The organism is Microlunatus phosphovorus NM-1 (genome assembly GCF_000270245.1).
In the GTDB taxonomy this organism is placed as follows: Bacteria; Actinomycetota; Actinomycetes; order Propionibacteriales; family Propionibacteriaceae; genus Microlunatus; species Microlunatus phosphovorus.
Window position 1 is genome coordinate 739,172 of the sequence record NC_015635.1, and the last position, 24,393, is coordinate 763,564.

General features: G+C 67.5%; 21 protein-coding genes. 15 read left to right on the forward strand and 6 right to left on the reverse strand.

What is annotated here, in order from left to right; translation table 11 throughout:
* The first annotated feature begins 41 nt into the window (after positions 1-41).
* The 6 genes from purD (at position 42) to MLP_RS03235 (ending at position 6,515) form a co-directional block, all read left to right on the forward strand.
* Entirely contained in the window at positions 42-1,370 is a 1,329-nt protein-coding gene (gene purD / locus MLP_RS03210; RefSeq protein WP_013861572.1) for a phosphoribosylamine--glycine ligase, read from the forward strand.
* Positions 1,367-2,800 carry an adenylosuccinate lyase gene (purB, locus tag MLP_RS03215; protein ID WP_013861573.1) on the forward strand — a complete coding sequence of 478 codons (1,434 nt, stop codon included), beginning with the start codon at positions 1,367-1,369 and terminating at the stop codon, positions 2,798-2,800. Before purD ends, purB begins: the two co-directional genes overlap by 4 nt.
* Positions 2,797-3,624, forward strand: a complete 828-nt coding sequence (locus MLP_RS03220; protein WP_013861574.1) for an SDR family NAD(P)-dependent oxidoreductase — start codon at positions 2,797-2,799, stop codon at positions 3,622-3,624. The genes purB and MLP_RS03220 overlap by 4 nt, the downstream gene beginning before the upstream one ends.
* A 302-nt stretch (positions 3,625-3,926) precedes the next feature.
* Complete coding sequence (locus MLP_RS03225; protein WP_013861575.1) at positions 3,927-4,721, forward strand: ABC transporter permease; 795 nt, start codon at positions 3,927-3,929, stop codon at positions 4,719-4,721.
* A complete protein-coding gene (locus MLP_RS03230) occupies positions 4,714-5,544 on the forward strand; it encodes an ABC transporter permease (protein WP_013861576.1) in 831 nt (276 codons plus the stop codon). Before MLP_RS03225 ends, MLP_RS03230 begins: the two co-directional genes overlap by 8 nt.
* Positions 5,545-5,546: 2 nt before the next feature.
* Positions 5,547-6,515 carry an ABC transporter ATP-binding protein gene (locus MLP_RS03235; protein ID WP_013861577.1) on the forward strand — a complete coding sequence of 323 codons (969 nt, stop codon included), beginning with the start codon at positions 5,547-5,549 and terminating at the stop codon, positions 6,513-6,515.
* Positions 6,516-6,798: 283 nt separating this feature from the next.
* On the opposite strand, the gene MLP_RS03240 is transcribed toward MLP_RS03235, so the two are convergent.
* From MLP_RS03240 to MLP_RS03255, 4 genes are all read right to left on the reverse strand, one after another.
* Positions 6,799-7,314 (reverse strand): hypothetical protein, encoded by a 516-nt coding sequence (locus MLP_RS03240; RefSeq protein ID WP_013861578.1) that lies wholly within the window; start codon positions 7,312-7,314, stop codon positions 6,799-6,801.
* Positions 7,311-8,762 (reverse strand): NAD(P)/FAD-dependent oxidoreductase, encoded by a 1,452-nt coding sequence (locus tag MLP_RS28810; RefSeq protein ID WP_013861579.1) that lies wholly within the window; start codon positions 8,760-8,762, stop codon positions 7,311-7,313. The genes MLP_RS03240 and MLP_RS28810 overlap by 4 nt, the downstream gene beginning before the upstream one ends.
* Positions 8,763-8,868: 106 nt before the next feature.
* Complete coding sequence (locus MLP_RS03250) at positions 8,869-10,962, reverse strand: ATP-binding protein (RefSeq protein ID WP_013861580.1); 2,094 nt, start codon at positions 10,960-10,962, stop codon at positions 8,869-8,871.
* A gap of 134 nt (positions 10,963-11,096) precedes the next feature.
* Positions 11,097-11,381: a PspC domain-containing protein gene (locus MLP_RS03255; protein ID WP_231851413.1), complete on the reverse strand. Its 285-nt coding sequence runs from the start codon at positions 11,379-11,381 to the stop codon at positions 11,097-11,099.
* Positions 11,382-11,454: 73 nt separating this feature from the next.
* Here MLP_RS03255 and MLP_RS03260 point away from each other — a divergent pair, with 73 nt between their 5' ends.
* From MLP_RS03260 to purL, 5 genes are all read left to right on the forward strand, one after another.
* Positions 11,455-12,348 (forward strand): phosphoribosylaminoimidazolesuccinocarboxamide synthase, encoded by an 894-nt coding sequence (locus tag MLP_RS03260; RefSeq protein ID WP_049804437.1) that lies wholly within the window; start codon positions 11,455-11,457, stop codon positions 12,346-12,348.
* Positions 12,349-12,455: 107 nt separating this feature from the next.
* Positions 12,456-12,701, forward strand: coding sequence for a phosphoribosylformylglycinamidine synthase subunit PurS (purS, locus tag MLP_RS29420; RefSeq protein WP_013861583.1), 246 nt, complete (start codon positions 12,456-12,458; stop codon positions 12,699-12,701).
* Positions 12,701-13,378 carry a phosphoribosylformylglycinamidine synthase subunit PurQ gene (purQ, locus tag MLP_RS03270; protein ID WP_013861584.1) on the forward strand — a complete coding sequence of 226 codons (678 nt, stop codon included), beginning with the start codon at positions 12,701-12,703 and terminating at the stop codon, positions 13,376-13,378. The genes purS and purQ overlap by 1 nt, the downstream gene beginning before the upstream one ends.
* 93 nt (positions 13,379-13,471) lie before the next feature.
* A complete protein-coding gene (locus MLP_RS27835) occupies positions 13,472-14,002 on the forward strand; it encodes a DUF4143 domain-containing protein (RefSeq protein ID WP_013861585.1) in 531 nt (176 codons plus the stop codon).
* Between the two features lie 43 nt (positions 14,003-14,045).
* A complete protein-coding gene (gene purL / locus MLP_RS03280) occupies positions 14,046-16,319 on the forward strand; it encodes a phosphoribosylformylglycinamidine synthase subunit PurL (protein WP_013861586.1) in 2,274 nt (757 codons plus the stop codon).
* A gap of 185 nt (positions 16,320-16,504) precedes the next feature.
* Here the strand turns inward: purL and MLP_RS03285 are convergent, their stop codons facing one another.
* Positions 16,505-17,287 carry a sugar isomerase domain-containing protein gene (locus MLP_RS03285; protein WP_013861587.1) on the reverse strand — a complete coding sequence of 261 codons (783 nt, stop codon included), beginning with the start codon at positions 17,285-17,287 and terminating at the stop codon, positions 16,505-16,507.
* 87 nt (positions 17,288-17,374) lie between these two features.
* Here MLP_RS03285 and MLP_RS03290 point away from each other — a divergent pair, with 87 nt between their 5' ends.
* The 3 genes from MLP_RS03290 to zwf all read left to right on the forward strand — a co-directional run bounded on the left by MLP_RS03290 (position 17,375) and on the right by zwf (position 20,954).
* Positions 17,375-18,718, forward strand: coding sequence for a dipeptidase (locus MLP_RS03290; protein WP_041789671.1), 1,344 nt, complete (start codon positions 17,375-17,377; stop codon positions 18,716-18,718).
* Positions 18,719-19,116: 398 nt separating this feature from the next.
* A complete protein-coding gene (locus MLP_RS03295) occupies positions 19,117-19,332 on the forward strand; it encodes a hypothetical protein (protein ID WP_013861590.1) in 216 nt (71 codons plus the stop codon).
* A gap of 62 nt (positions 19,333-19,394) precedes the next feature.
* Positions 19,395-20,954: a glucose-6-phosphate dehydrogenase gene (gene zwf / locus MLP_RS03300; RefSeq protein WP_083843685.1), complete on the forward strand. Its 1,560-nt coding sequence runs from the start codon at positions 19,395-19,397 to the stop codon at positions 20,952-20,954.
* An 18-nt stretch (positions 20,955-20,972) separates the two neighbouring features.
* On the opposite strand, the gene MLP_RS03305 is transcribed toward zwf, so the two are convergent.
* Positions 20,973-22,730 (reverse strand): CDP-glycerol glycerophosphotransferase family protein, encoded by a 1,758-nt coding sequence (locus MLP_RS03305; RefSeq protein WP_013861592.1) that lies wholly within the window; start codon positions 22,728-22,730, stop codon positions 20,973-20,975.
* 108 nt (positions 22,731-22,838) lie between these two features.
* Between MLP_RS03305 and purF the strand changes: the two genes are divergently transcribed.
* Positions 22,839-24,383 carry an amidophosphoribosyltransferase gene (purF, locus tag MLP_RS03310; RefSeq protein WP_013861593.1) on the forward strand — a complete coding sequence of 515 codons (1,545 nt, stop codon included), beginning with the start codon at positions 22,839-22,841 and terminating at the stop codon, positions 24,381-24,383.
* The last annotated feature ends 10 nt before the right edge of the window (positions 24,384-24,393 follow it).

Below are 24,393 nucleotides of genomic sequence, written 5' to 3' on the forward strand. Positions count from 1 at the left end.
GGAGTGGGGTCGTCAAAGTGGGGCGTAGGTAGGCTGCGCAGGTGACCGCGCCACCCCGCCATCAGCAACGCCGAGCCAATCAGCAGCTCAGAGTTCTCGTGATCGGCTCCGGCGGCAGAGAGCACGCGCTTGCGTGGGCGCTGTCCCGCGATCCCGGGGTCGTCGAGGTGCATTCCGCTCCCGGCAATCCCGGCACCGCGCAGGTGGGTCGCAACCACCCTGTGGCGGCCACCGACCCCGAGGCGGTCGCCACGCTGGCCGCCGACCTCGGTGTCGATCTGGTGGTGGTCGGTCCGGAGGCACCGCTGGTTGCCGGTGCCGCCGACGCCGTACGCGGGATCGGGATCGCCTGCTTCGGCCCGTCCAAGCAAGCGGCACGGCTGGAGGGCAGCAAGGCATTCGCCAAGGAGGTGATGGCCGCTGCCGGCGTGCCCACTGCCGCGGCGCGGGTCTGCGAGACCCCGGCCGAGGTAGCGGCGGCGTTGGACGAGCTCGGACCGCCGTACGTCGTCAAGGATGACGGACTCGCCTCCGGCAAGGGTGTGGTGGTGACCGATGATCGGGCCGCCGCCGAGGCCCATGCCGCGTCGTGCGGCAGGGTCGTCATCGAGGAATATCTCGACGGACCCGAGGTCAGCCTGTTCGCGATCACCGACGGCAGCGCGGTGGTCCCCTTGCAGCCGGCACAGGACTTCAAGCGAGCGTACGACGGCGACGCCGGGCCGAACACCGGCGGGATGGGCGCTTACACCCCGCTGCCTTGGGCGCCGGCTGAGCTGGTTGACGAGGTGCAGCGCACCGTCCTGCAGCCCACTGTCGACGAGCTGGCTCGTCGCGGCACCCCGTTCACCGGTCTGCTCTATGCCGGTCTGGCCCTGACCAGCAAGGGGATCAGGGTGGTCGAGTTCAACGTCCGCTTCGGAGATCCCGAGACGCAACCGCTGCTGGCCAGGCTGAAGACGCCGCTCGGCGGTCTGCTGTATGCCGCGGCCACCGGAACGCTGGCGGAGCAGCCGCCGCTGCAATGGTCGGACGGAGCTGCAGTCGCGGTCGTGCTGGCGGCCGAGAACTACCCCGCCAGCCCGGTCACCGGCGGGGTGATTGACGGCCTCGACGTGGCTGGCGCCGACGGCACCATGATCGTCCATGCCGGCACCGCGCTGGACGCCCACGGCCGGGTGGTCAGCGCCGGTGGCCGAGTGCTCGCCGTCGTCGGCACCGGTGCGGAGCTGGCTACCGCGCGGCATGCCGCGTACGCGACGATCGCCAACCTGGACCTCGCCGGCTCCTTCTATCGCAGCGATATCGCCCAGCAGGCAGCCGATGATGCAGCGCAGGAGAAGACAGCCCAGGAGGAGACAGTACGGTGAGCGTGCCGAACGTCTTGGCCAACCGTTATGCCTCGCAGCAGCTGCGTACGGTGTGGAGCCCGGAGAACAAGATCGTCGCCGAGCGGCTGCTGTGGATCGCGGTGCTGTCTGCGCAGCGTGATCTCGGCGTCGACTTCGGTGGCGACGATCCGGATGCGGTGATTAGCGCCTATACCGCGCAGGTGGAGAAGGTCGATCTGGCCAGTATCGCCGCTCGGGAGAAGATCACCAGGCACGATGTGAAGGCCCGGATCGAGGAGTTCAACGCACTCGCCGGCTACGAGCACGTGCACAAGGGGATGACCAGCCGTGACCTGACCGAGAACGTCGAGCAGCTGCAGATCCACTCCTCGCTCAAGATCATCCGCGACCGGCTGGTGGCCTCGCTCGTCCAGCTGGCCAGGCTCGGCGCGACCTATGCCGACCAACCGATCGCCGGCCGCTCGCACAATGTGGCCGCTCAGATCACCACACTGGGCAAGCGCTTCGCGACCGCTGCGGACGAGCAGCTGATCGCCTACCGGCGAGTCTGCGAGCTGATCGACCGCTATCCGCTGCGGGGGATCAAGGGTCCGGTCGGCACCGGTCAGGACATGCTCGACCTGCTCGGTGGGGATGCGGCCAAGCTGGCCGATCTGGAGCGGCTGGTCGCGGCCCATCTCGGCGTGCCGACGATCCTGACCAGCACCGGTCAGGTCTATCCCCGGTCACTGGACTTCGACGTGGTGACCGCGCTGGCTCAAGCCGCAGCGGCGCCCTCCAACGTGGCCACGAGCATCCGGTTGATGGCCGGGCACGAGCTGGTCACCGAAGGGTTCAGGCCGGGCCAGGTCGGCTCCAGCGCTATGCCGCACAAGATGAACACCCGGTCCTGTGAGCGAGTGAACGGGTTGGCGGTCATCGTCCGCGGCTATGTGTCGATGGTCGGCGAGCTGGCCGGCGACCAGTGGAACGAGGGCGACGTGTCCTGTTCGGTGGTACGCCGGGTGGCCCTGCCGGACGCCTTCTATGCCTTGGATGGGCTGTTCGAGACCTTCCTGACGGTGTTGGGTGACTTCGGCGCCTTCCCGGCCGTGATCGAGGCCGAGCTGCAGCGCTATCTGCCGTTCCTCACTACCACCAAGGTGTTGATGGCCGCCGTCCGGCACGGGGTGGGGCGAGAGACCGCCCACGAGGCGATCAAGGAGCATGCGGTCGCGGTGGCCTTGGAGATGCGAGAGAAGGGTCTGGCCCGCAACGATCTGTTGGACCGGTTGGCCGCCGACCCTCGCCTCGGACTGACCCAGGCCGACCTCGAGACGCTGGTTGCCGAGCCGCTGGCGATGGCCGGCACTGCTCAGGCACAGGTAGCCGCGATCGTCGTCGAGGTGGAGAAGATCGCCGCCGAACATCCGGCGGCGGCTGCCTATCGCCCCGGCGACGTCTTGTGACAGACCGACCGGCCCCTCGGTCGCCTGGTCGGTTCGCCGATCGGGTAGTGGTGGTCACCGGTGCCGCCCACGGCATCGGCCGGGCGGTGGCCGAACGGCTGGGCGCCGAGGGCGCGCGGCTGGTGCTCGGCGATCTCGACCAGGCCACGGCCGCTGAGGTGGCTGCAGGGCTCGCGCCGGGTCGGGCGATCGCCGTCGAATGCGACCTGCACTCCACGAACTCGGTCAACGAGCTTCTCGACCGGGCCGTGACGGCGTACGGGCAGGTCGATGTGCTGGTCAACGTCGCCGGCGGCACCATCCCGATGCCTGCTTTCGACGAGATCAGTGACGACGACTGGCAGCGGGTGTTGGATCTCAATCTGACCGGCACCATGCGCTGCATCCGGGCTGCGCTGCCGCAGCTACGCAAACGTCCGACGGGTGCGTCGATCGTCTCCATCAGCTCAGTCAACGGGCTGGCTGCCTTCGGAGACGAGCCGTACTCCTCGTCCAAGGCCGCCCTGACGATGCTGACCCGCAACCTGGCCGTCGAGCTGGGTCCGGCCGGCATTCGGGTGAACGCCGTCGCCCCGGGTACGATCCGGACCCGGGTCTGGGACGGTCAGCCGGGTGGCGCCGATCGGTTGCGGCCGCTCTATCCCTTGGGCCGGGTCGGCGAACCTGCCGATATCGCCGCGGCGGTGGCCTTCCTGGCCTCCGACGACGCCGCCTGGATCACGGGGGTGACGTTGCCGGTCGACGGCGGTGCACTCGCCGGACCAGCCCAGTTGATGCCGCTTCTCGGCGGTCCGCTCTCCTCGGCCACCGGACTCACCGACTGATCGACTCGGGTGTGCCAATTGCCCGGTCGTTCGTGGCCCACGGGCGCGAGACGTACCCGCTGCCCGCACAATCTGCGGGCGTTTGTGGCCCGCAGGCGCAAGCCGTACCCGATCCCTGTCCGTTTCGTGCGCGTCTGTGGCCCCTGGGCACGAGACGAACCCGATTCGCGTGGGGCCGGGTGATCGTGCCTGGCCGGCGGCGCATACCCGCGGGATTGAACCGATCGCGACACGCCCGGTGGTGTCCGCGACGCGCCTTGGGCATTGACCGAGTGACTCGCTCGTCCTAGTGTCACGCGATTGTGCGTACCTACTTCCAGCTCGGCGCCGCCGGCTTTCGCAGGTACAGCACCTATCGGCTGGCCATCGTCGCCGGCGTGTTCACCCAATCGGTCTTCGGTTTCATCCGGGTCAGTGTCTTGTTCGCCGCGATCACGGTAGCCGGTGGTGAGCTGGCGGGATACGACCAGCGGCAGGCATCGACGTACGTCTGGCTCGGTCAGGCTCTGCTCGCGCCGTTGGCGCTGTTCGGCTGGAGTGAGCTGGCCGACCGGATCAAGAACGGCGACATCGCCGTCGACCTGGCCCGACCGGTCGACGTGCAGCTGGCCTGGTGGGCCGCCGACTTCGGTCGGGCGCTGTTCCAGCTGCTGACCCGAGGACTGGCACCGCTGGTGATCGGGGCGATCACCGTGGGCATCGCCCTGCCGGGCTCGTGGACGGCCTATCCCTTGGGCGCGATCAGTGTCGTGCTGGGCGTTTCGCTGAGCTTCGTCCTTCGGTTCGAGGTCAACCTGGTCGCCTTCTGGATGATCGACATCCGCGGCTTCATCGGGCTCTACTTCGTCGTCGTCGCTCCGTTCAGCGGTCTTTACATACCGGTCCACCTGTTCCCGGACTGGCTGAAGACCATTGCGTACGCCACCCCGTTCCCGTCGCTGCTGCAGTTCCCGATCGACGTGCTCAGCGGTCGGGTGCTTGGCAGCGATGCGCTGCTGGTGGTCGCCATGCAGGCCGGCTGGCTGGTTCTGCTCGTCGTCTTGACCCGTTGGCTGATGGCTCGAGCGGCGCGGAAGCTGGTGGTGCAGGGTGGTTGAGGTCAAGCCCGTCTCGGTGGGGATCAGCCGGCGCCGGGCGGTCGGTGTGTTGTTGGGATCCCGGGTTCGCAGCCAGACCGCGTACCGCGCCAGCTTCTGGCTGACCGTGCTCACCTCGGTCGGCATCGGTCTGATCGAGTTCATCGAGATCTATGTGATCTTGACCAACGTGCCCGTCTTCGGCGGTCTGAGTTTTGCCCAAGCCGCGTTGGTGTTCGCCCTGGCCAATACGAGCTTCGCCCTCGCGGACCTGGTGTTCGGCCAGCTCGACACGGTGCCCTCCCTGCTGCGAATGGGCCGGCTCGAGGTGATGCTGGTGCGACCGCTGCCGCTGTTGGTCCAGCTCGTCACCAGCGACTTCCAACTGCGCCGACTCGGCCGGGCCGCGGTCGGTCTGGTGATCATGGTCATCGCGTTGACCCAGTTGGACCTCGCCCTCACGCCCGCGACGCTCTACCTGCTGATCATCACACCGCTCGTGGGCGCGGCGATCTACGGTGCGCTGTTCGTGCTGGCCGGCGGCCTGCAGTTCTTCCTGATCGACGGAGCCGAGTTCACCGCGGCCTTCCTCTACGGCGGCTCGTACGCCGGGCAGCTGCCGGGCAGCGTGCTGCTGCCGCCGGTCCGGATCTTGTTCACTTTCGTCATCCCGGCGACCGCCACCGCCTACCTGCCCGGTCTGCTCATCCTCGGGCTGCCCGGCCCCGCGTTCCTGCCGGCCTGGCTCGGCTGGTTCGCGCCCGTGTTCGCCGTCTGGGCCTGGGTATTGGCCCTGCTCGCCTGGCGCGCCGGCATTCGCCGATTCACCGGAGCTGGAGGTTGATCATGACCACTCGAGAGCCGATCGTCGAGTTCGCCGACCTGCGGCGCTCGTTCGTCGTCCGCCAGAAGGCCGGCAAAGTGCGGCGTACCAAGAAGGTCGTGCACGCCGTCGACGGGATCAGCGTGCGGATCGAGGCCGGCGAGTCGTGCGGCTACATCGGCGCCAACGGCGCGGGCAAGTCGACCACCATCAAGATGATCACCGGCATCCTGGTGCCGACATCCGGCTCGGTACGCACCTGCGGCCTCGACCCGGTGCCGCAGCGGCGGACCCTCGCCCGCGAGATCGGGGTGGTGTTCGGTCAGCGCAGCCAGCTGTGGTGGGACCTTCCGCTGCGCGATTCGTTCCAGATCCTGGCGGCGATCCACCGACTCGACCCGACCGTCGCGCGGGAACGGACCGATCAGCTGATCGACGGCCTGGGCATTGCCGACCAGCTCGACACCCCGGTACGTCAGTTGTCCCTTGGCGAACGGATGCGTGGCGAGGTGGCGGCTGCCTTGGTGCACAGCCCGCGGCTGCTGGTGCTGGACGAGCCGACCATCGGGCTGGACATGATCAGCAAAGAGCGGTTGAGGCACTTCCTGATTGCCGAGCGGGCCGAGCACGGCACCACGCTGCTGCTCACCACCCATGACATGAGCGACATCGAGCGGCTCTGCGATCGAGTGCTCGTCGTCGACCATGGTCGGCTGGTGTACGACGGCTCGTTGCCCGACCTGGCCCAGCGCGTTGCCCTGCAGCGCGTGCTGGTCGTCGACCTCTGGGAGCCGCACGCGCCGCTGCAGCTCAGCGGGGCGACCTGGATCGAGAGCGAGGGCGGCGGCATCCGCCAGCGACTTGCCTTCTCACCCAGTCGGACCACCGCAGCGAAGGTGCTGGCCGAGGTCTCGGCGCAGGTCGAGGTACGCGACCTCACCTTGGAAGAGCCGGCCATCGAGGACATCGTCCGGACGCTCTACGCGAGCTGAATGGTCGTACTCGCTGGGTCCGCCCTTCGAGCCCGGCTACTTCGTCGTCGTTCGGAGAGGAAGAACGCCTCTCCTCTCTCCTTCTCAGCACGCCGGCGGGCGGCCCCGGCCGCTCGCACTCCGGCTAGGCCGATTGACGTCAGAGAACCCTCACCTGACATCGGATTCCCGGGACTGCTGCGAGCTTGCGATCCGTGGTCAGCAGAGGCTCGCCCAAGGCTTCGGCGAGGGCGACGTAGGTGCTGTCTGGGCCGAGACCCTTGTCCCTGGCGAAGGTGACTCCTCAACCAACCGTGACGTCTTTGCCGTTGGACGGTCCGTTCGTGCGCGGAAAGAGATCCGTGGTCAGGAACGAGGCATGGACGTGCGCGGTGATCTGCGCCGTACCCCGGCGATTGGCGCGGTAGGGCATGTCGAAGGCGAGCTCTTCACCAGGCTCCAGCACGTCGTTCGGCTCCACGCCGGTGGACACGTCGGGGAAGAAGACGTATAGCTCCTGGACCAACGCATCATCGGGCAACAGGGGCTCGGACCGGCTGCCGCCGGCACGGGTCTCCAACATGGTCGGCGCGTTGGCGCTGAGTTGCACCACGTCGGAGGATGCCTTGATGTGGACGGTGACGTCGTGCAGCCGGATCCCCCGAGGTGCGTCGGCATTGCGCACCTTCACCGTGTAAGTGCCCTCGGCCCTGGGATTTAGGTTGCGGGTCACATCGGCGACGCGTACCTCGACCTCGGTCTGGAGGTAGTGGCTGGTCAACTCGGTGAGGTCGGACAGGGTGCTGGTGCTGGTGGTCATGTCAGTGTCCTTTCGAAGATGTTGGTGTTCGGATCTGGGCGTGCTGGTGTGGACGTCCGGCTGATTGCGTCGAGCAGTGCGGCGCGACCGGGTCGGTCGGGTGGGCAGAGCGGATACCCGAGCCACGGCCCGACGTGGGCCCGGATCTCCGGATCGGCGAAGACCTCGGCCGGCGTGGCCAGCAGCGAGGCGATCATGGAGTGGGCCCGCAGCAGCACCGGGTCGGTGCGAGCTCCGGCGGCCAGGGCGCTGCTGCCTGCCCAGGCAGGGTCGCTGGTGTGATAGACCTCGCCGGCGGCCTGGGCCCTCATCTCGGCCACCCGGTGCCGGCCGAAGTCGATGGTGGACACCAGATAGGGCACCAGCCGCTCGTCGAGCAGCCCGGCATACCTCGCGGCCGGCGAGCGCTCAGATCTCGAGTCGCCGGACCCGGAGCCAGACTCGACCACCGCATCTCGTAGGGCCACCGCCGACAGCGCCCCCAGACTGAGCCCTCGGCCCAGGAACGGGCTGTTGGTGGCCCAGGCGTCGCCGACCGCCACCAGCCCTTCGACTACGGGTACGCCGTTCGGCGCGTAGTCGCGAACGATGTCCTGCAGTCCGGCCAGTGGCTGTACGTCGCCGAGTGGCGGCCCCTCGAGCCAGCGCTCGTCGATCCCGCTGGCCCGGAGCGCGGCCTCCCAGACTGCCGGCTCCCGCAGCGTTCGGACGGTCCGGTCGCCCGAGCCGACGATGATCGCCAGCCCTCGGCAGTTGTCGTCACTGGGAAGGGTCAGCACCGAGTACGACTCATGATGGGTCAAAGCCCCGCCGGTGCCGGCCGGCGCCGGCGACCCGGCCCGACTGTGTCGCGTGTAGTAGGTCAACGACTCCGTCGATCGCTGTTCCGCCGGCCCGAGTCCGTACGCTGCCAGCCAGCCCGGCACCGGAGTCCGGTGACCGCTCGCGTCGACCACCAGGTCGGCCGTCAGGGTGTCGGTCTGCGTGCGTACGCCGACCACGCGCCCCCGATCGAGCAACAGCCCGGTCGCCCGCCGGCCGCGCAGGATCTGTACGCCTGGCTCGGCTTCGGCGACCGAAGCCACCGCCGCCTCCAGCACCGGCCGGCGCGCGGTGACGGTGTGGAACCGCTCGTCGCCCTCCTGCCAGCCACCGGTCAGCTCCGCGGGATACAGGTGCAGCAGATTGCTGCGGACACCGCCGAGCGTCAGCAGTGCCTCGACGGCATCCGGCAGTTCGGCGTCCATCACCTGGTGCCAGCGGGGCAGTGCGATGTGCGGCTGCCGGAACTGGTTCACCCCGGGGCGCGCCCAGTCCGTCCAGGGGTGCCCGTTCGTCGGTGGCGGTGCGCTGTCACGCTCCAGCACGATCACCCGCGAGCCGGCTCTGGCAAGCAGCAGCGCGGTGGTCAGCCCGGTGGGTCCGGCCCCAAGCACGATCACGTTCATCGGCATCTCCTTTCGTGATGCCGGTGATGGTCCGCCGGAAAGCTGCTCACCCACCAGGTCAGTCCATGCTCACTTCGTGCTCACTGCCCCTGTCGGACCGAAGGGCCTATCCGGGCGAGGGATCTATCCAGGGACCAGCGAGCTCGCGGTCCCACAGCACCTCCACCAGACGTTCGATCGCCCGGACGAGGTGTCGGCGGTAGGTGCTGAACGGCAGATCGAGGACTTCCGCGGCCGCCTCCTGGGACGGCGTGCCGCTCAGATAGGTGCGTTCCAGCACTCGGCGATGCTCGTCGCCACCACGCTCGGCACTCAGGCCGGCGATGGTGTCGCGGAGCAGTTGGGCGAGCGCGTTCGTGGGATCGGCCTCGCCATCGGCGACCAGGTTGCTGGTCAGCAGCTCGGAGGAGTCCAGTCCGCCGGTCCGGGTCAGCCGGCGCAGTGCGGACCGGACGGACGCGTCGAACTCCGTCCTGGACAGCGGCGCCGGTCGCAGCAGGTGGGCCGGTGGTGGCCCGATCTCGCCGGTCAGCTCGCGAGTCGCCATCATCTCGAAGAACGCCGGGACCGGGAACCGGCGTCGATCCCACCCGTACGCGACGATCCGGTGAGCGCCCAGTTCCAGGACCAGCATCCGGCTGAGCCCCAGATACTGGAAGTAGCGGTCGTAGTGGTCGGTGTCGGGAGCGACGATGAACGTCCAGGCCGCTGGGACCGTGCACCACTCGAGGAGGCAGGAGACCCCGTTGACCAGCAGCTGCAGGGGATCGCCCTGGTAGGCGCTGGTGGCCCCGCCGAATCGGTTGACATTGATCCGCTCGCCCGTTCGTAGCGGCCCACGCTCGCGGACCAGGTCCCAGATCGCTTTGACGATCGGATCGTCAGTCATCAGGTCGGCAGGCCCGGGGAGATAGAGCTGGATCGAGAACGCCGCCGGTCCGTCGTCGGCTTGGACGTGGTACGCGCAGCGCGGCTGGTCGGCCAGCCACCGGCGGGCCAGGGAGGCTGACCAAGGCCCCTCGTTCGCCTCGATCACGGTGACGATCTGCTCGCGTTCCGCCGCCGAGGCTCGTGGCACGCTGAGCCGGCCACGATCGCGCAGCACCGAGGTGTCCGCGGCCAACGGAGTTCGGCGGTGCAGCAGCAGGATCTCGGCTGCCGCGCGGTCTGGGTGGGCATTGGCCGGGTCGTGGATCCGGTCGAGAAAGAAGGACCGGACCAGGCTGTGCACCCTGGCGTACTCGGCGGGGGAGCGATGCTCCAGCTGGGCCTCGAACAGCTCGCGAACCACGTCGTGAAGGTAGAGACCGAGAGCGCCACGCCGAACGTACGGGCGGGACTCGAGCCAGTCGAAGACCTCCTCGGCTCGACCGGGGATCGCATAGCTGAGCAGGTCCACGGTGGTCCGGGTCGCGTGCGCGCAGACCGCCAGCCCGGTGCGATGGTCGTCGTCAGGGACGTCGTCGATGATCAGCGAGCAGAGCCGACTGACGGCATCAGGGGCGTCGGCCAGCTCGGCCGGCCGTCGCCCGCTGCGATCGACCTCGGCCAGCATGGCGAGAGCGAGCGGGTATCCGCGGCCCAGGTCGGCGAGCCGTGCGGTCTGGTCGGTCACGCCCAGTGCCGACAGGAGCCGACGGCTTGTGGCGTCGTCGAGACGGCCCAGCGGATGCACGTGGAGCAGCTGCCGCCAACCGGGATCCAGCCACCAATCAGGACCGGGTTCGTCGCGACCGGCAAGCACGGTGACGGCGTCGGCGGGGCGGGCCGGGAGCAGCTCCGTACGCAGCCAACGATCCAGTGGCTCGAGCAGCTCGTAACCATCGACCAGCAGCAGCGTGTTCGGGCGTTCGTCCGCGGCTCGGACGAGCCGCTGCACGGCCATCGGTGAACATTCGACGTCGCGAGCATCCAAGTAGCAGGTGGGATGACCCAGACGGCCGGCCTGCCGAGCCATCGCTCCGAGGAGCATCGTCTTGCCGATCCCACCGGGGCCGTGGACGAAGTGCACACGTACGTCAGTGGCCCCAGCCACGGCGTCGAAGATCGCAGCCAACTCCTGATCGCGTCCCACGAAGGCGTCGTCGCGGGCTGCACCGAGGCGCCCGGCGAGCTGTGCCGCGTCCGGGGTCTCACCATCTGGTCCACGATCCGGGGCTGCGGATCGTGACTGAGTCGCCTCCCGGTCTGGAGCCGTCACGCAGCCAGGCTAATGCCTGCTCGGTGGGCCGAGCCAGGCTCAAGGTCAGGGGCGAAATGACTCGCGCCCCTCGCCGGGTTGGCGAGGGGCGCGATCGCGGGGGGAGGGAGGATCGAGAGCTTGGGTGGAGACGATCAGTAGACGGAGGCCTTGCGCTCATCGGGGATCAGCAGCCAGCCGGCGAGATAGATGAGGAACTGCGGGCCCGGCAGGAACAGACTGATCACGAAGATCAGCCGAACCACGTTGCTGGAAAGACCGAAGCGGCGGGCGATTGCCGAGCACACCCCTGCGATGACTCGGTCATTGGACGGGCGGGCGAGGCTGGCCATGATGGGTGATCCTTCTTCCGGATAGACGGTGGCGGAGCCGGACGGGCTCTCGACATCCACCATGCCTGCGCGGCCGGGAGAAGTCACGGGTTCCGCCGGGAGATCCGGGGTCGTTCAGGGTCTGGCCAGGGCAGCTCTCCCCAAGCCCGGGCCTGGCAGGATGGGCCGCGTGACGTTGCCGACCTCTGCCCGTTATGCCGACCGGCTCGACTATCCGCTGATTCATCGTGGCAAGGTTCGCGAGCTGTACGCGTACGAGGACGACCGGCTGCTGATGGTCGCGACCGACCAGATCTCCGCGTTCGACTTCGTGCTGGACAGCCTGATCCCGGACAAGGGGGCGGTGCTGACCCAGCTCTCCTTGTGGTGGTTCGGCCAGCTCGCCGATGTGGTCGACAACCACGTGGTCTCGGTCGAGGTTCCCGAGGCGGTGAGCGGTCGGGCGATCATCTGTGAACGCCTCGAGATGATCCCGGTCGAATGCGTCGCCCGCGGCTATCTGACGGGCTCCGGCTGGCTGGAGTACCAGCAGTCTCAGTCGGTGTGCGGGGTCCCACTCCCGGCGGGGCTGCACGACGGCTCCCGACTCGACGAGCCGATCTTCACCCCGGCCACCAAGGCCGCGCTGGGGGAGCACGACGAAAATGTGTCGTACGAGGTCGTGGTCGACACAGTCGGGGCCGAGACGGCTGAGCGGATCCGCGACTTGACGCTCGCGGTCTACGGCACTGCGGAGGCGATCGCGCGGGAGCGGGGCATCATCCTGGCCGACACCAAGTTCGAGTTCGGCCGACGGCCCGACGGGACGATCGTGCTGGCCGACGAGGTGCTGACGCCCGATTCATCCCGATTCTGGGATGCCGCTGCCTGGGATCGGGGCGTGCTGGACTCCTACGACAAGCAGTTCGTCCGCAACTGGCTGCTGCACGAGTCGGGCTGGGACCGGAGCAGCGGCGATGCCCCACCTCCGCTCCCGGACGCAGTCGTCGCAGCGACCCGGGAGCGTTATCTGGAGGCGTACGGGCGGCTCACCGCCAGCCCGTTCGCGGACTGACCACTCTGGAGCAGAACTTCCAGGAGATCGTCGCCACCTTGTGACGCCCGATCTCGTGACGTCGCCGACGACCTGCGGCCGCCGCGACCATGAGTAGGCTGGCCGCCATGGCGCGAGTAGTGGTCGACGTGATGCCCAAGCCCGAGATCTTGGACCCGCAGGGCAAGGCGGTGACGGGCGCACTGGGTCGGCTGGGCTACGAGGGTCTGACCGTGCGGCAGGGCAAGCGATTCGAGGTCGAGGTGGCCGGTGAAGTCACTGACGAGCGCCTGGTCGAGATCCGGGACGCCGCGGAGAAGCTGCTGGCCAACACCGTGATCGAGACCTTCGACGTCCGGATCGACGAGGTCTGATGGCACCCAAGATCGGCGTCGTCACCTTTCCCGGCTCACTCGACGATCATGACGCGCTGCGCGCGGTCCGCATCGGTGGAGCCGAGCCGGTCTCGCTGTGGCACGGCAGCGACTCCCTGAACGGAGTCGACGCGGTGATCCTGCCCGGCGGGTTCTCCTACGGTGACTATCTGCGTTGCGGCGCTATCGCCCGGTTCGCACCGGTGATGGAGCAGGTGATTGCCGCTGCGAAGCAGGGGATGCCGGTGCTCGGCATCTGCAACGGCTTCCAGGTGCTGTGCGAAGCCCACCTGCTGCCCGGCGCTCTCATTCGCAACGAGCGGCAGACGTTCATCTGCCGCGATCAGCGACTGCGCGTCGAGTCGGTCGACACCACTTGGACGTCGGCGTTCGCCAAGGACCAGGAGATCACCATCGTGCTGAAGAACGGCGAGGGACGCTACGTCGCCGACGTCGACACGCTGGCCCGCCTGGAAGGTGAGGGCCGGGTGGTCTTCCGCTACCTCGACAACCCGAACGGCTCGCTCAACGACATCGCCGGGATCTGCAACGAGCGGGGCAACGTCGTCGGCCTGATGCCGCATCCCGAGCACAACGTCGAGTCGCTGACCTCGCCCAGTCTGGACGGCCAGCCCTTCTTCGCCAGCGTGCTCGACTTTCTCGCCGCCAAGGTCTGACCCGGAATCTGCGACCCGGGTGTGAACGAGTGCGCGATTTGTCAAACACAGAGCCCGCGATTTGTTAGATAGAAGCTCGGCAATCTGTTAAGTATGGGCCATGTCTATAGCCGGATCCTCGATGCGGCCACCCCGGGCGAAGACGACAAACCATCGAGGCAGACTGTTGCCAGCTACCGCGAGCACCTCATCCGGATCTTCGTGCTGGATCCGGTGCCTGCCTGGATTCCGGCATTCTCGCCGTTGAAGCGCCTCACTCATTCGCCGAAGCACCATCTGGTCGACCCCGGCCTCGCCGCACGACTGGCCGGCGTCAGCATCGATGGGCTCCTTCGCGGCGAGGGTGATCGGGTGACGGCGAGACCGGACACGAATACCTGGCTCGGCGCGCTCTTCGAATACTCGCCATCGAAGTCAAGCTCAGTGGCACGATCGGCGACAAGGATGTACGTCACCTCAACTGGCTGCGCGACCAGCTCGGTGAACGGCTGGTCGAACGAGTCGTCATCCATGCCGGGCAGTACGCCTACCGCCGCCCAGACGGTGTCGCCGTCGTACCGCTCGCGCTGCTGGGTCCATAGCAAGAGCGTTGAGTACGCGGGAGCGGGGCAGGCCATCCATTGATCGGTGGCCGACTCGGCGGCCCGAGCCCAGGTAGCGTTGCGCCGTGGCCGACACCGTCGAGAATGCAGCATCCAGTCCTGATCAGCCGCAGCCGTGGGCTGAGCTCGGATTGAAGGAGGATGAGTACCTCCGCATCCGCGAGATCCTGGGCCGCCGGCCGACAGGTGCCGAGCTGGCCATGTACTCGGTGATGTGGTCGGAGCACTGCTCCTACAAGTCGTCCAAGGTGCATCTGCGGAAGTTCGCCGAGGTGCCGGCGGAGACACCGGCCGGCAAGCTGCTGGCCGGGATCGGTGAGAACGCCGGCGTGATCGACATCGGCCAGGGCTATGCGGTCACCTTCAAGGTCGAGTCGCACAACCATCCCTCCTACGTGGAGCCCTATCAGGGCGCTGCGACCGGGGTCGGTGGCATCGTCCGCGACATCCTGGCCATGGGCGCCCGGCCGATCGGTGTGATGGATCCACTGCGCTTCGGCCCGCTGGATGCTCCGGATACGGCTCGCGTGCTGCCGGGTGTGGTGGCCGGAGTCGGCGGTTACGGCAACTGTCTCGGACTGCCGAACATCGGTGGCGAGGTCGTCTTCGACCAGTCCTACCTCGGCAACCCGCTGGTCAACGCACTCTGCATCGGCGTGCTGCGGCATGAGGACCTGCACCTGGCCAAGGCGACCGGCGTCGGCAACAAGGCGATCCTCTACGGCGCCGCGACCGGCGGCGACGGCATCGGCGGGGCTTCGATCCTTGCCTCGGAGACCTTCGACGACACCAAGCCGTCGAAGCGGCCGGCAGTGCAGGTCGGCGACCCGTTCATGGAGAAGCTGCTGATCGAGTGCACCCTCGAGCTGTTCGCAGCCAAGCTGATCACCGGCATCCAGGACTTCGGCGCGGCCGGCATCTCCTGTGCCACCTCGGAGCTGGCCGCGGCCGGTGACGGTGGCATGCACGTCGATCTGGACCTGGTGCCGCTGCGGGACTCCACGCTCAGCCCCGAAGAGATCTTGATGAGCGAGTCCCAGGAACGGATGATGGCGATCGTCGAGCCCGACGACGTCGAGGCGTTCCTGGCCATCTGCCGCAGATGGGACGTCCAGGCGACGGTGATCGGCGAGGTCACCGACGGCGACCGATTGATCATCGACTGGCACGGCGAGACGATCGTCGATGTCGACCCCAAGACCGTGGCGCACGAGGGGCCGGTTTACGAGCGGCCGCTCGCCCGGCCGGACTGGCTGGATGCGGTGCAGGCCAGCGGAGTGGACGGACTGTCTCGACCGGCCAGTGGCCCCGAGCTCGCCGACACTCTGCTGCGGCTGGTCGGCTCGCCGAACCTCTGCGACAAGTCCTGGGTGACCGACCAGTACGACCGTTACGTCCGTGGCAACTCGGTGCTGGCGCAGCCGGAGGACTCCGGCATGCTGCGGATCGACGACGCCTCCGGTTTGGGCGTCGCGTTGGCCACCGACTGCAATGGCCGGTTCGCCTATCTGAACCCGCGCCGGGGCGCTCAGCTGGCGTTGGCTGAGGCGTACCGGAACGTGGCTGTCAGTGGCGCTCAACCGGTGGCGATCACCGACTGCTTGAACTTCGGCTCGCCGGAGGACCCGGCGGTGATGTGGCAGTTCTCCGAGGCGATCGAGGGTCTGATCGAGGGCTGTCTCGAGCTCGGTACGCCGGTGACCGGCGGCAACGTCAGCTTCTACAACCAGACCGGCGACACCGCAATCCTGCCGACCCCGGTAGTGGGGGTGCTCGGCGTGATCGACGACGTCACAGCCCGGACCCCGGTCGGTTTCGCCCCGAGCGGGGAAGTGGACGGAGCGGAGATCTGGCTGCTGGGGGAGACCCGCGACGAGTTCGCCGGCTCGGTCTGGGCCGATGTCGTCCATGGGCATCTGGGTGGGCAACCGCCGGCACTGGACCTCGACCACGAGAAGCGGCTGGCTGGACTGCTGGTCCGGGCTGCCCGTCGTGGACTGCTGAACAGTGCGCACGACCTGTCCGAAGGCGGGCTGGCGCAGGCATTGGTCGAGTCGGCGCTCCGCTACGGCGTCGGGGCCTCGGTTTCGCTCGGCGACGACGACCCGTTCGTGGCCCTGTTCTCCGAGAGCACCGGCCGCGTACTGGTCTCGCTGTCGTCCGCCAACGCGCCCGAGCTGATCGACCTCGCGACAGAGGCCGGCATCCCGTTCCGACGTCTGGGCACCACCGGTGGCGATTCACTCGAGGTCGAAGGCCAGTTCACCCTGTCGCTGGACGAGATACGTACGGTCTGGCAAGCCCCCATCCCCGCCGCCTTGGCCGCCGCCGGACACTGAGCCGAGCTCGCCCACCCGACGTCGCACCATTTCGGGTGGGCCTGATTCCGACTTCGCACCAGCTGCTGCCACCTCGCACCACGTAGACCTGGTGCGCAGTAGATGCAGTTGGTGCGAAGTGGGAGCCGGGGACCCGGGATGTAGCTGGGACTGGGCTAGAGCCGCCGTGGGTAAGCGGGTCTGGGTTACGGTCCGCCCTGCTTGATCCGATCGGCGTACGCAGCTCGCAGCCGGTCGTTGTTCTCATCGCCGCCCGGGATGTTGGCCGAGATCAGCACCGGTACCGGCTTACCGGCCTCGATCAGCAGGCCGCAGGCCTCGGTCACCATCATCTGCGCGATCAGGGCGCTGGTGACGGTCGAGGTGGCCAGGATCGGTCCTTGCGGAGAGCCGTCGGGTGCGTCCGGTAGTTCGAGTACGGCATCGCCGAAGGCACCGCAGTTGTCGATCACCACATCGGCGTACTCGAACAGCCGCTTGCCGCTCGGATGCCGGGACGTGATCTTGCTGGTGTGGTCCATCGAGGTCACCGCGATCAGCTTGTGACCACGCTCGGTGACCAGTCTGGCCAACTCGACGGTGGATCCGTTGCCGCCGGAATTGGAGCAGATGACGAAGACGTCTTGAGGCTGGATGTTGTGCACCTCGAGCAGCTGTGCGGCGAGGGTGTCGTCCCGCTCCAGATGGGGATCCATCACCTCCGCGATCGACTTGGGCCCGAAGAAGGCCAGATCGGTGATGGAGATCTTGTTCGCCGGCACCAGTCCACCGGCCCGGCCGGCGATCTCCATGGCAAACGAACGCGAATGACCGGTGCCGAACACCTGCACCACTCCACCGTTGGCCACGGAGTCCGCCAGCAAGGTCGCGGCCGCGGTGATGGCATCCTGCTGAGTGTCGGTGACCTTCTGCACTGCTTCCGCTAGCACCGTCGCTGCGGTCTGCTGGTTGACCCGCTTGTGACTCATCGTCGCCCCTGAAGCATGTGACTAATTGACCTGACCTATATCAAGGTCGTGAGAATCCTACTCCCAGTGCCCCGTAGGCTCCCAACCATGGATCTTGCCCAGGCTGTGCGTGATGAGTTCCTCGGAGTCCGAGCCGACCTGGAGGCGCTGATCGCGATCCCCTCCGTCAGCGCCGATCCGGAGCGCGTCGACGATCTGCAGCGCAGTGCCGAGGCTGTGGTGGCACTGCTGCAGCAGGCCGGCTGCCCGGAAACCGAGATCGTCAGTGCTGGTGGCGGCCCGGCTGTGATCGGACGGTATCCGGCGCCACCCGGTGCCCCGACGATCTGCCTGTATGCCCATCACGATGTCCAACCGACGGGCGACGAGTCATTGTGGACGAGTCCGCCCTTCGAGCCCCGGCAGCGTGGCGATCGGCTGCACGGCCGCGGCTCCGCCGACGACAAGGCCGGAATCATGATGCATCTGGCCATGTTGCGCGCCTTCGGCGGGCGGCCGCCGATCGGAGTGACGTTGTTCATCGAGGGTGAGGAGGAAGTTGGGTCGCCGACGTTGGGCGCCCTCCTCGCCGCGCATCGCGACAAGCTGGTCGCCGATGTGTACGTGATCGCGGACTCCTCCAACTGGGCCATCGGCGAGCCGGCGTTCACCACCACGCTGCGCGGGATGGCTGACTGCATTGTCGAGGTCCGTACGCTGCGGCACGGGGTTCATTCCGGGCTCTTCGGCGGAGTTGCTCCGGATGCCCTGACGACGCTGTGTCGGTTGCTCGCCACGTTGCACGACGAGGACGGGAATGTGGCGATCGAGGGTCTGCACAGCGGACCTGGCCCGGACCTGCTCTATCCGCCCGAGCGGCTCCAGTCCGAATCCGGAATGCTCGACGGCGTCAGGCTGCTCGGCAGCGGCTCTGTCGTGGAGCGGTTGTGGAACAGGCCCGCGGTCGCGGTGATCGCCCTCGACACGACACCGATCGCCAAAGCGTCCAATACCTTGCTCCCGAGCGCTCGCGCGAAGATCAGCCTCCGAGTGGCCCCCGGAGACGACGCGGTACGGGCACTCGGCTGCCTTCGTCGGCACCTGGAGACCCATGCCCCATGGGGAGCGCAGGTGACGGTCACCGAGGGCGAGGTCGGCCAGCCGGCCGTCATCGGCTTCGAGGGTCCTGTTGCCGACCTGGCGCGGGCTGCCGTCCGCGCAGCCTGGGGTCGGGACCTGGTGCTGGTCGGGCAGGGCGGGTCCATCCCGCTGGTTGCCGAGTTCGCAGACGCCTTCCCCGGCGCCGCCATTCTCATCACGGCCGTCGCCGATCCGGATGCCCGCTGGCACGGCATCGACGAGGGCGTACATCTTGGTGACTTCGAAGCCGCCTGCGTCGCCGAAACACTGTTCGTCCAGGCACTCGCGGACGGCCGGTCCGACTCTGCCTGATGTGTCGCCCCGGGGCGGTGGTCGAGCCCCGACATCCACTTCGCACCATTTCGTGCGACTGGGCACCACGTGTACCTGGTGCGCAGTGACAGCAGCTGGTGCGAAGTCGGAATCAGGCCACTCGAAATGGTGCGCAGTGACAGCGACTGGTGCGGAGTCGGAATTGGGCGCCGGTGGCTGACCCGAGGGGTTGCTGATACCACCGATCGACTGGCATACCAGTTATCAGACCAGTTGATCGGTGGGCGTCGAGAAATGGTGGTGAAGGTCATCATTTAAGCGTCTGAATCGAGTCAGACCAGGGTAGACCAGTTGCTAGACTTGGGATCGGACCTGAACACGTAAAGGGTCCAGGCAATGGCGCCTCCATACGAAATCTCTCGAATGGAGGGGAACTCATGTTGGAGTCCTTCAATGCCGCTCGTGCGCGGCGCATCAACGGACGTCGTTCGCGGCTGGAGCAGAATCGTCTGCAGGCCGAGCTCGGCACCTTCGCCTCGGACGTCGACCTCGCCCGTTTCGACATCGAGCCGAGCGGCCAAGGCCCCGACCAGCGGACCAAGGAGCTGCGTGAACTGCACCAGCTGCTGTCGCTGAAGGTGGTCAACTACTGATCCTGACCAGTTGGTCCTGACGGCCGGGGCGGGTTCACCTAACCCGCCCCGGCTACCATCAGATGCGGAAAATCGGACCCCGGTGGACGCGCCGAAATTGCGGATGCGAATATTCCCGTGTGCCAGACGTCACCCCACCCGCGCAGACCATCGCCTACCCGGCCCCTGGGAGCCGGCCGCGCCCACCTCGTGATCCGGCGCTACCGCCACACGTCATCGTGCTCTTTGGAGCCACCGGTGACCTGTCCAAGCGCAAGCTGATCCCCGGCCTGGCCCACTTGGCCCTGTCGGAGCTCGCACCCGACATCCAGGTTGTCGGCACCTCGCTGGAGCCGCTGACCGACGACGAATTCCGGGCCTTCGCCAAAGAGGCGCTCGACCGGTTCTCACACCGATCGCTCACCAACGAGCAGTGGGAGCACTTCGCCAAGCGGCTGACCTATGTCTCGCAGGGGAATGGCGCCGAGGGCCTGGCCACCGCGGTTGGTGCGGCGGAAGAGAGGCTCGGCGGCTCCGCGCCCCGGCTGCACTATCTCAGCGTGCCGCCCGTCGCCGCTCCGGCGGTCATCAGGATGATCAAGGATGCCAACCTGGTCGAGTACTCCCGGGTGGTGATGGAGAAGCCCTTCGGCACCGATCTGCAGAGTGCCGTGGAGCTCAACGCCGGTCTGCACGAGACCTTTGACGAGTCGCAGATCTTCCGCATCGATCACTTCCTCGGCAAGGAAGCGGCACAGAACATCCTGGCGTTCCGCTTCGCCAATGGTCTGTTCGAGCCGATCTGGAACCGCAACTTCATCGATCACGTCCAGATCGACATCCCTGAGACGCTCGGGCTCGACAAGCGCGCCATGTTCTACGAGTCGACCGGTGCCTACAAGGACATGGTGGTCACCCACCTGTTCCAGGTGCTCGCCTTCGTCGCGATGGAGCCGCCGACCGCGCTGGAGCCATTCGCGATCAGCGAGGAGAAGAACAAGGTCTTCCGCTCGATGCTGCCGATCAAGCCGGAACACGTGGTACGCGGGCAGTATTCGGGTTATCGCGACGAGCCGGGAGTGGCCCCCGATTCCGACACCGAGACGTTCATCGCCTTGAAGTGCGGCATCGACAACTGGCGCTGGGCCGGGGTGCCGTTCTATCTGCGCACCGGGAAGCGGCTCGCCGAGGGGCAGCGGATCATCTCGATCGCGTTCAAGGAAGCCCCCCGCTCCATGTTCCCGCCCAACTCCGGCGTCGGCTCCCATGGTCCGGACCACCTGACCTTCGATCTGGCCGACGAGTCCAAGGTGTCGTTGTCGTTCTACGGCAAGCGGCCCGGGCCGGGGATGAAGATGGAGAAGTTGTCCATGCAGTTCTCCACCCAGGAGACCGCGCACGCCGCCGACGTGCTCGAGGCGTACGAGCGGCTGATCATGGATGCGATGCGTGACGATCACACGCTGTTCACCACGGCCGACGGCATCGAGAGCCTCTGGGAGCGGTCGATTCCGCTGCTCGCGGATCCGCCGCCGGTCAAGCCGTATCCGCAGGGCAGCTGGGGTCCCAACTCGATCCATCAGCTGGTCGCGCCCAACGCCTGGCGGCTGCCCTTCGAGCGGGTCTGGCGCGAGAAGATCTGAGGACGGGTTGCCTCCGGGTCAGCTGGTCAGTGCACCAGCGACCCGGAGGAACTCAGCTGCCGCGTGCGGGCCGACCGTCTCGCCCAGACAGTAGGTGCGGTAGGCCCGTCGCCTTTCGGCGAGTGGGTCGTCACCGTGCAGGTGGTCCAGGGCGGCGTCGAGAGTGGAGAGATCCGGCTCGATCACGTACGCGACCTGGGCCATCGGGAAGTTCGTGACGAACTCCTGACCGCTGTTCAGCACCGCGCACATGGCGAACGGCTTGCCGGAGGCGAGGTAGTCCGAGGCGATCGAAGAGACGTCGGTGATCAAGGCATCCGACGCGTTGAAACAGGCCGGCACATCCCAGTCCTTCTCAGCCTGCTTGCCCCACACATGCTGTCGCCCGCTGGCCGCCTTGTCGGCAGCCAGAAGGTCATGGATCGCCTTGATCCGACCCGCGTCGGTGCGGTCGTTGTAGCTCAGCGGGTGTGGCCGGAAGACCACGGTCGAGCCGCGATCCAGCACGGCCTTGATGATGGTCAGCCCGTTGGGCAGCGAACTGTAGTTGGTGCTCGGCCGGCCGCCCTTCCAGGTGGGTGCATAAAGCACGGTGCGGGCCGACTCCGGCGGCAGCGGCTCATCGCGTACCTCGATGGCTTCGACCTGCGGGCGCCCGACGATCTCGAAGCGACCGGGCGGCACCTCGATCCCGTGCGCGGCATACCGGTCCACGCCCTGCTGGCCGGAGACGAACAGCTTGGAGTACGTGGCGTGCCGCGGGTTGTAGTTGGCCTGTTTGTCGGAGTCCCCGTGGTTCAGCCAGACATGGGTCATCGGATAGCGCTGGAAGGTCGAATTCGCGGCGCTGCCCTGGACGTAGAAGGCCGCCTTCATCGAGGGCACCACCATGGAGTCCAGGTGGTCGGACATCTTCTTGTCGGTCCGCGGCACCAGGATGGGTGACTTGGTCAGCTTGGCGATCTCGCCGACCGTCGCCGGGTTGCGGGTGATGACGACGTACGGCTTGTTCAGCCGCTCCAGGTAGGGCAGCCACATCCCGAGCTGATAGCGCACGCCCACGGTGGTGGCGTAGTAGACGACGAACGCCGGCTGATACTTCCGCAGCGCGGCCGGGGTGTCGCGTTCGATCCGGCGGCTGGCGGCGTTCGCCCGCAGCCCGTAGCGGATCGCGAGCAGGCTGAGCGGCACCGTGACCAGCGACGGCAGGAGCAGCGACCAACCCGGTGCTGCGACGGCCACCAAGAGCGCGGCAACCACGATCGCGAGCACGTTGCCGGCGGTGATCCAGCCCGGTGAGAACGGGGACTTGGGCACCGGCTGAACCCCGGGCAGGTTGCGGACCACGATCTTGGTGGTGCTGAGCAGGGTCTTGATCAAGGGCTCGGCCATCACCAACAGCAACAAGACCGCCAGCGCCAGCCAGGCGAGCCCTGCCTCGACCGCGCTCGCGGCCGAGCGTCGGTGCAGGTAGGCGCCGCCGATCGCCACCACCAGCAGCAGCCGGACGCTGACGAAATAGCCGAGCAGAGCCGTCTTCGGCTTCGGGAAGAAGTCAGACCAGCGCCGCGCGAGAATCCCGATCAGGGCGGCCAGTCCGGCCAAGGCCCCGACGACGCCGAGCACGGCTGACGAGGAGGCGACCAGCAGACACACGGCAACGACAGCACCGAGGTTGATCACGTTGCGGATGCCGAAATCACCCAGCTCGCTCCGTAGCTGGCGTAGCCGCCGCTGCCATACCGACGAATCAGCGGATGCGGACCTCGAAGCCATGGATGCGACCTTAACCGCCGAGAGCGGCGAAATTCGTCACTCACTGTTCGCGCCGCGCGGTGTTGTCGTCGGGACCGCGCCCTACCACAGAGGCGGTAGCATGAGGCAGTGCCACGCGCTGACGGTCGCCTCAACCACGACCTCGACCCCCATGAGCGCGGGCCCCAGGACGCATGTGGAGTCTTCGGCGTCTGGGCCCCCGGGGAAGAGGTAGCCAAGCTCACCTACTTCGGGCTCTACGCACTGCAGCACCGCGGCCAGGAGGCCGCCGGGATCGCGGTCAGCAACGGATCCCAGATCATGGTCTTCAAGGACATGGGCCTGGTCTCCCAGGTGTTCGACGAGTCCACCCTGAACTCGCTCCGCGGCCACCTCGCGATCGGGCACGCGCGCTACTCGACCACCGGCGCGAGTGTGTGGAAGAACGCCCAGCCCACCTTCCGGCCGACCGCCACCGGTGCGATCGCGCTGGGTCACAACGGCAACCTGACCAACACCTTGGAACTGCAGGCCTGGCTGGCGGAGCGGGACGTGCCGGATGACTCTCTGGTGCCGGGTGCTCTTTCGAACGAGGCGACCAACGACACCTCGCTGGTCACCGCGCTGCTGGCGACCTATCCGGGTCTGACCATCGAGCAGGCATCGCTGGAGGTGCTGCCGCACCTCAAGGGTGCGTTCAGCCTGGTGTACATGGACGAGGAGACGCTGTACGCGGCCCGCGACCCGCAGGGCATCCGGCCGCTCGTCCTCGGTCGGCTCGAGCGTGGCTGGGTGGTGGCCAGCGAGACCGCGGCCCTCGACATCGTCGGCGCGTCGTACGTGCGTGAGGTCGCGCCGGGGGAGCTGATCTGCATCGACGGCGCCGGACTGCGCAGCAGCAGGTTCGCCGAGCCGGACCCCAAGGGCTGCCTGTTCGAGTACGTCTATCTGGCCCGGCCGGACACGATGATCAACGGCCGACGACTGCATTCGGTGCGGGTCGAGGTCGGTCGCATCCTGGCGCGTGAGTACCCGGTCGAGGCCGACCTGGTGATTCCGGTGCCGGAGTCCGGTACGCCGGCGGCGATCGGTTACGCCGAGGAGTCCGGGATCCCGTACGGCCAGGGCCTGGTGAAGAACTCCTATGTGGGCCGGACCTTCATCCAGCCCAGCCAGACCATCCGCCAGCTGGGCATCCGGCTGAAGCTGAACCCGCTGCGCGACGTGATCGCCGGCAAGCGGCTGGTGGTGGTCGACGACTCGATCGTCCGTGGCAACACCCAGCGGGCGCTGGTGCGGATGCTGCGCGAGGCCGGAGCCCTCGAGGTGCACGTCCGGATCTCCTCCCCGCCGGTGAAGTGGCCCTGCTTCTACGGGATCGACTTCGCGAGCCGGGCGGAGCTGATCGCCAACGGCTTGTCGGTGGACGAGATCTGCCGCTCCATCGGGGCCGACTCGCTCAGCTACGTCAGCCTGGAAGGCCTGGTAGCTGCGACCGAAGTCGGCATGGACCGGCTCTGCCGGGCCTGTTTCGACGGCGTCTATCCGGTCGAGCTGCCGCTGGCCGAGCGGCTCGGCAAGCATGTGCTGGAGGACGAGTCGCGTACCGATGTCGACGGACTGGCCACGTCGGCCGCAGGAGTGGGAGCCGCGGATGCCCTCTCCCGGCCGTGATGCCAGCAAC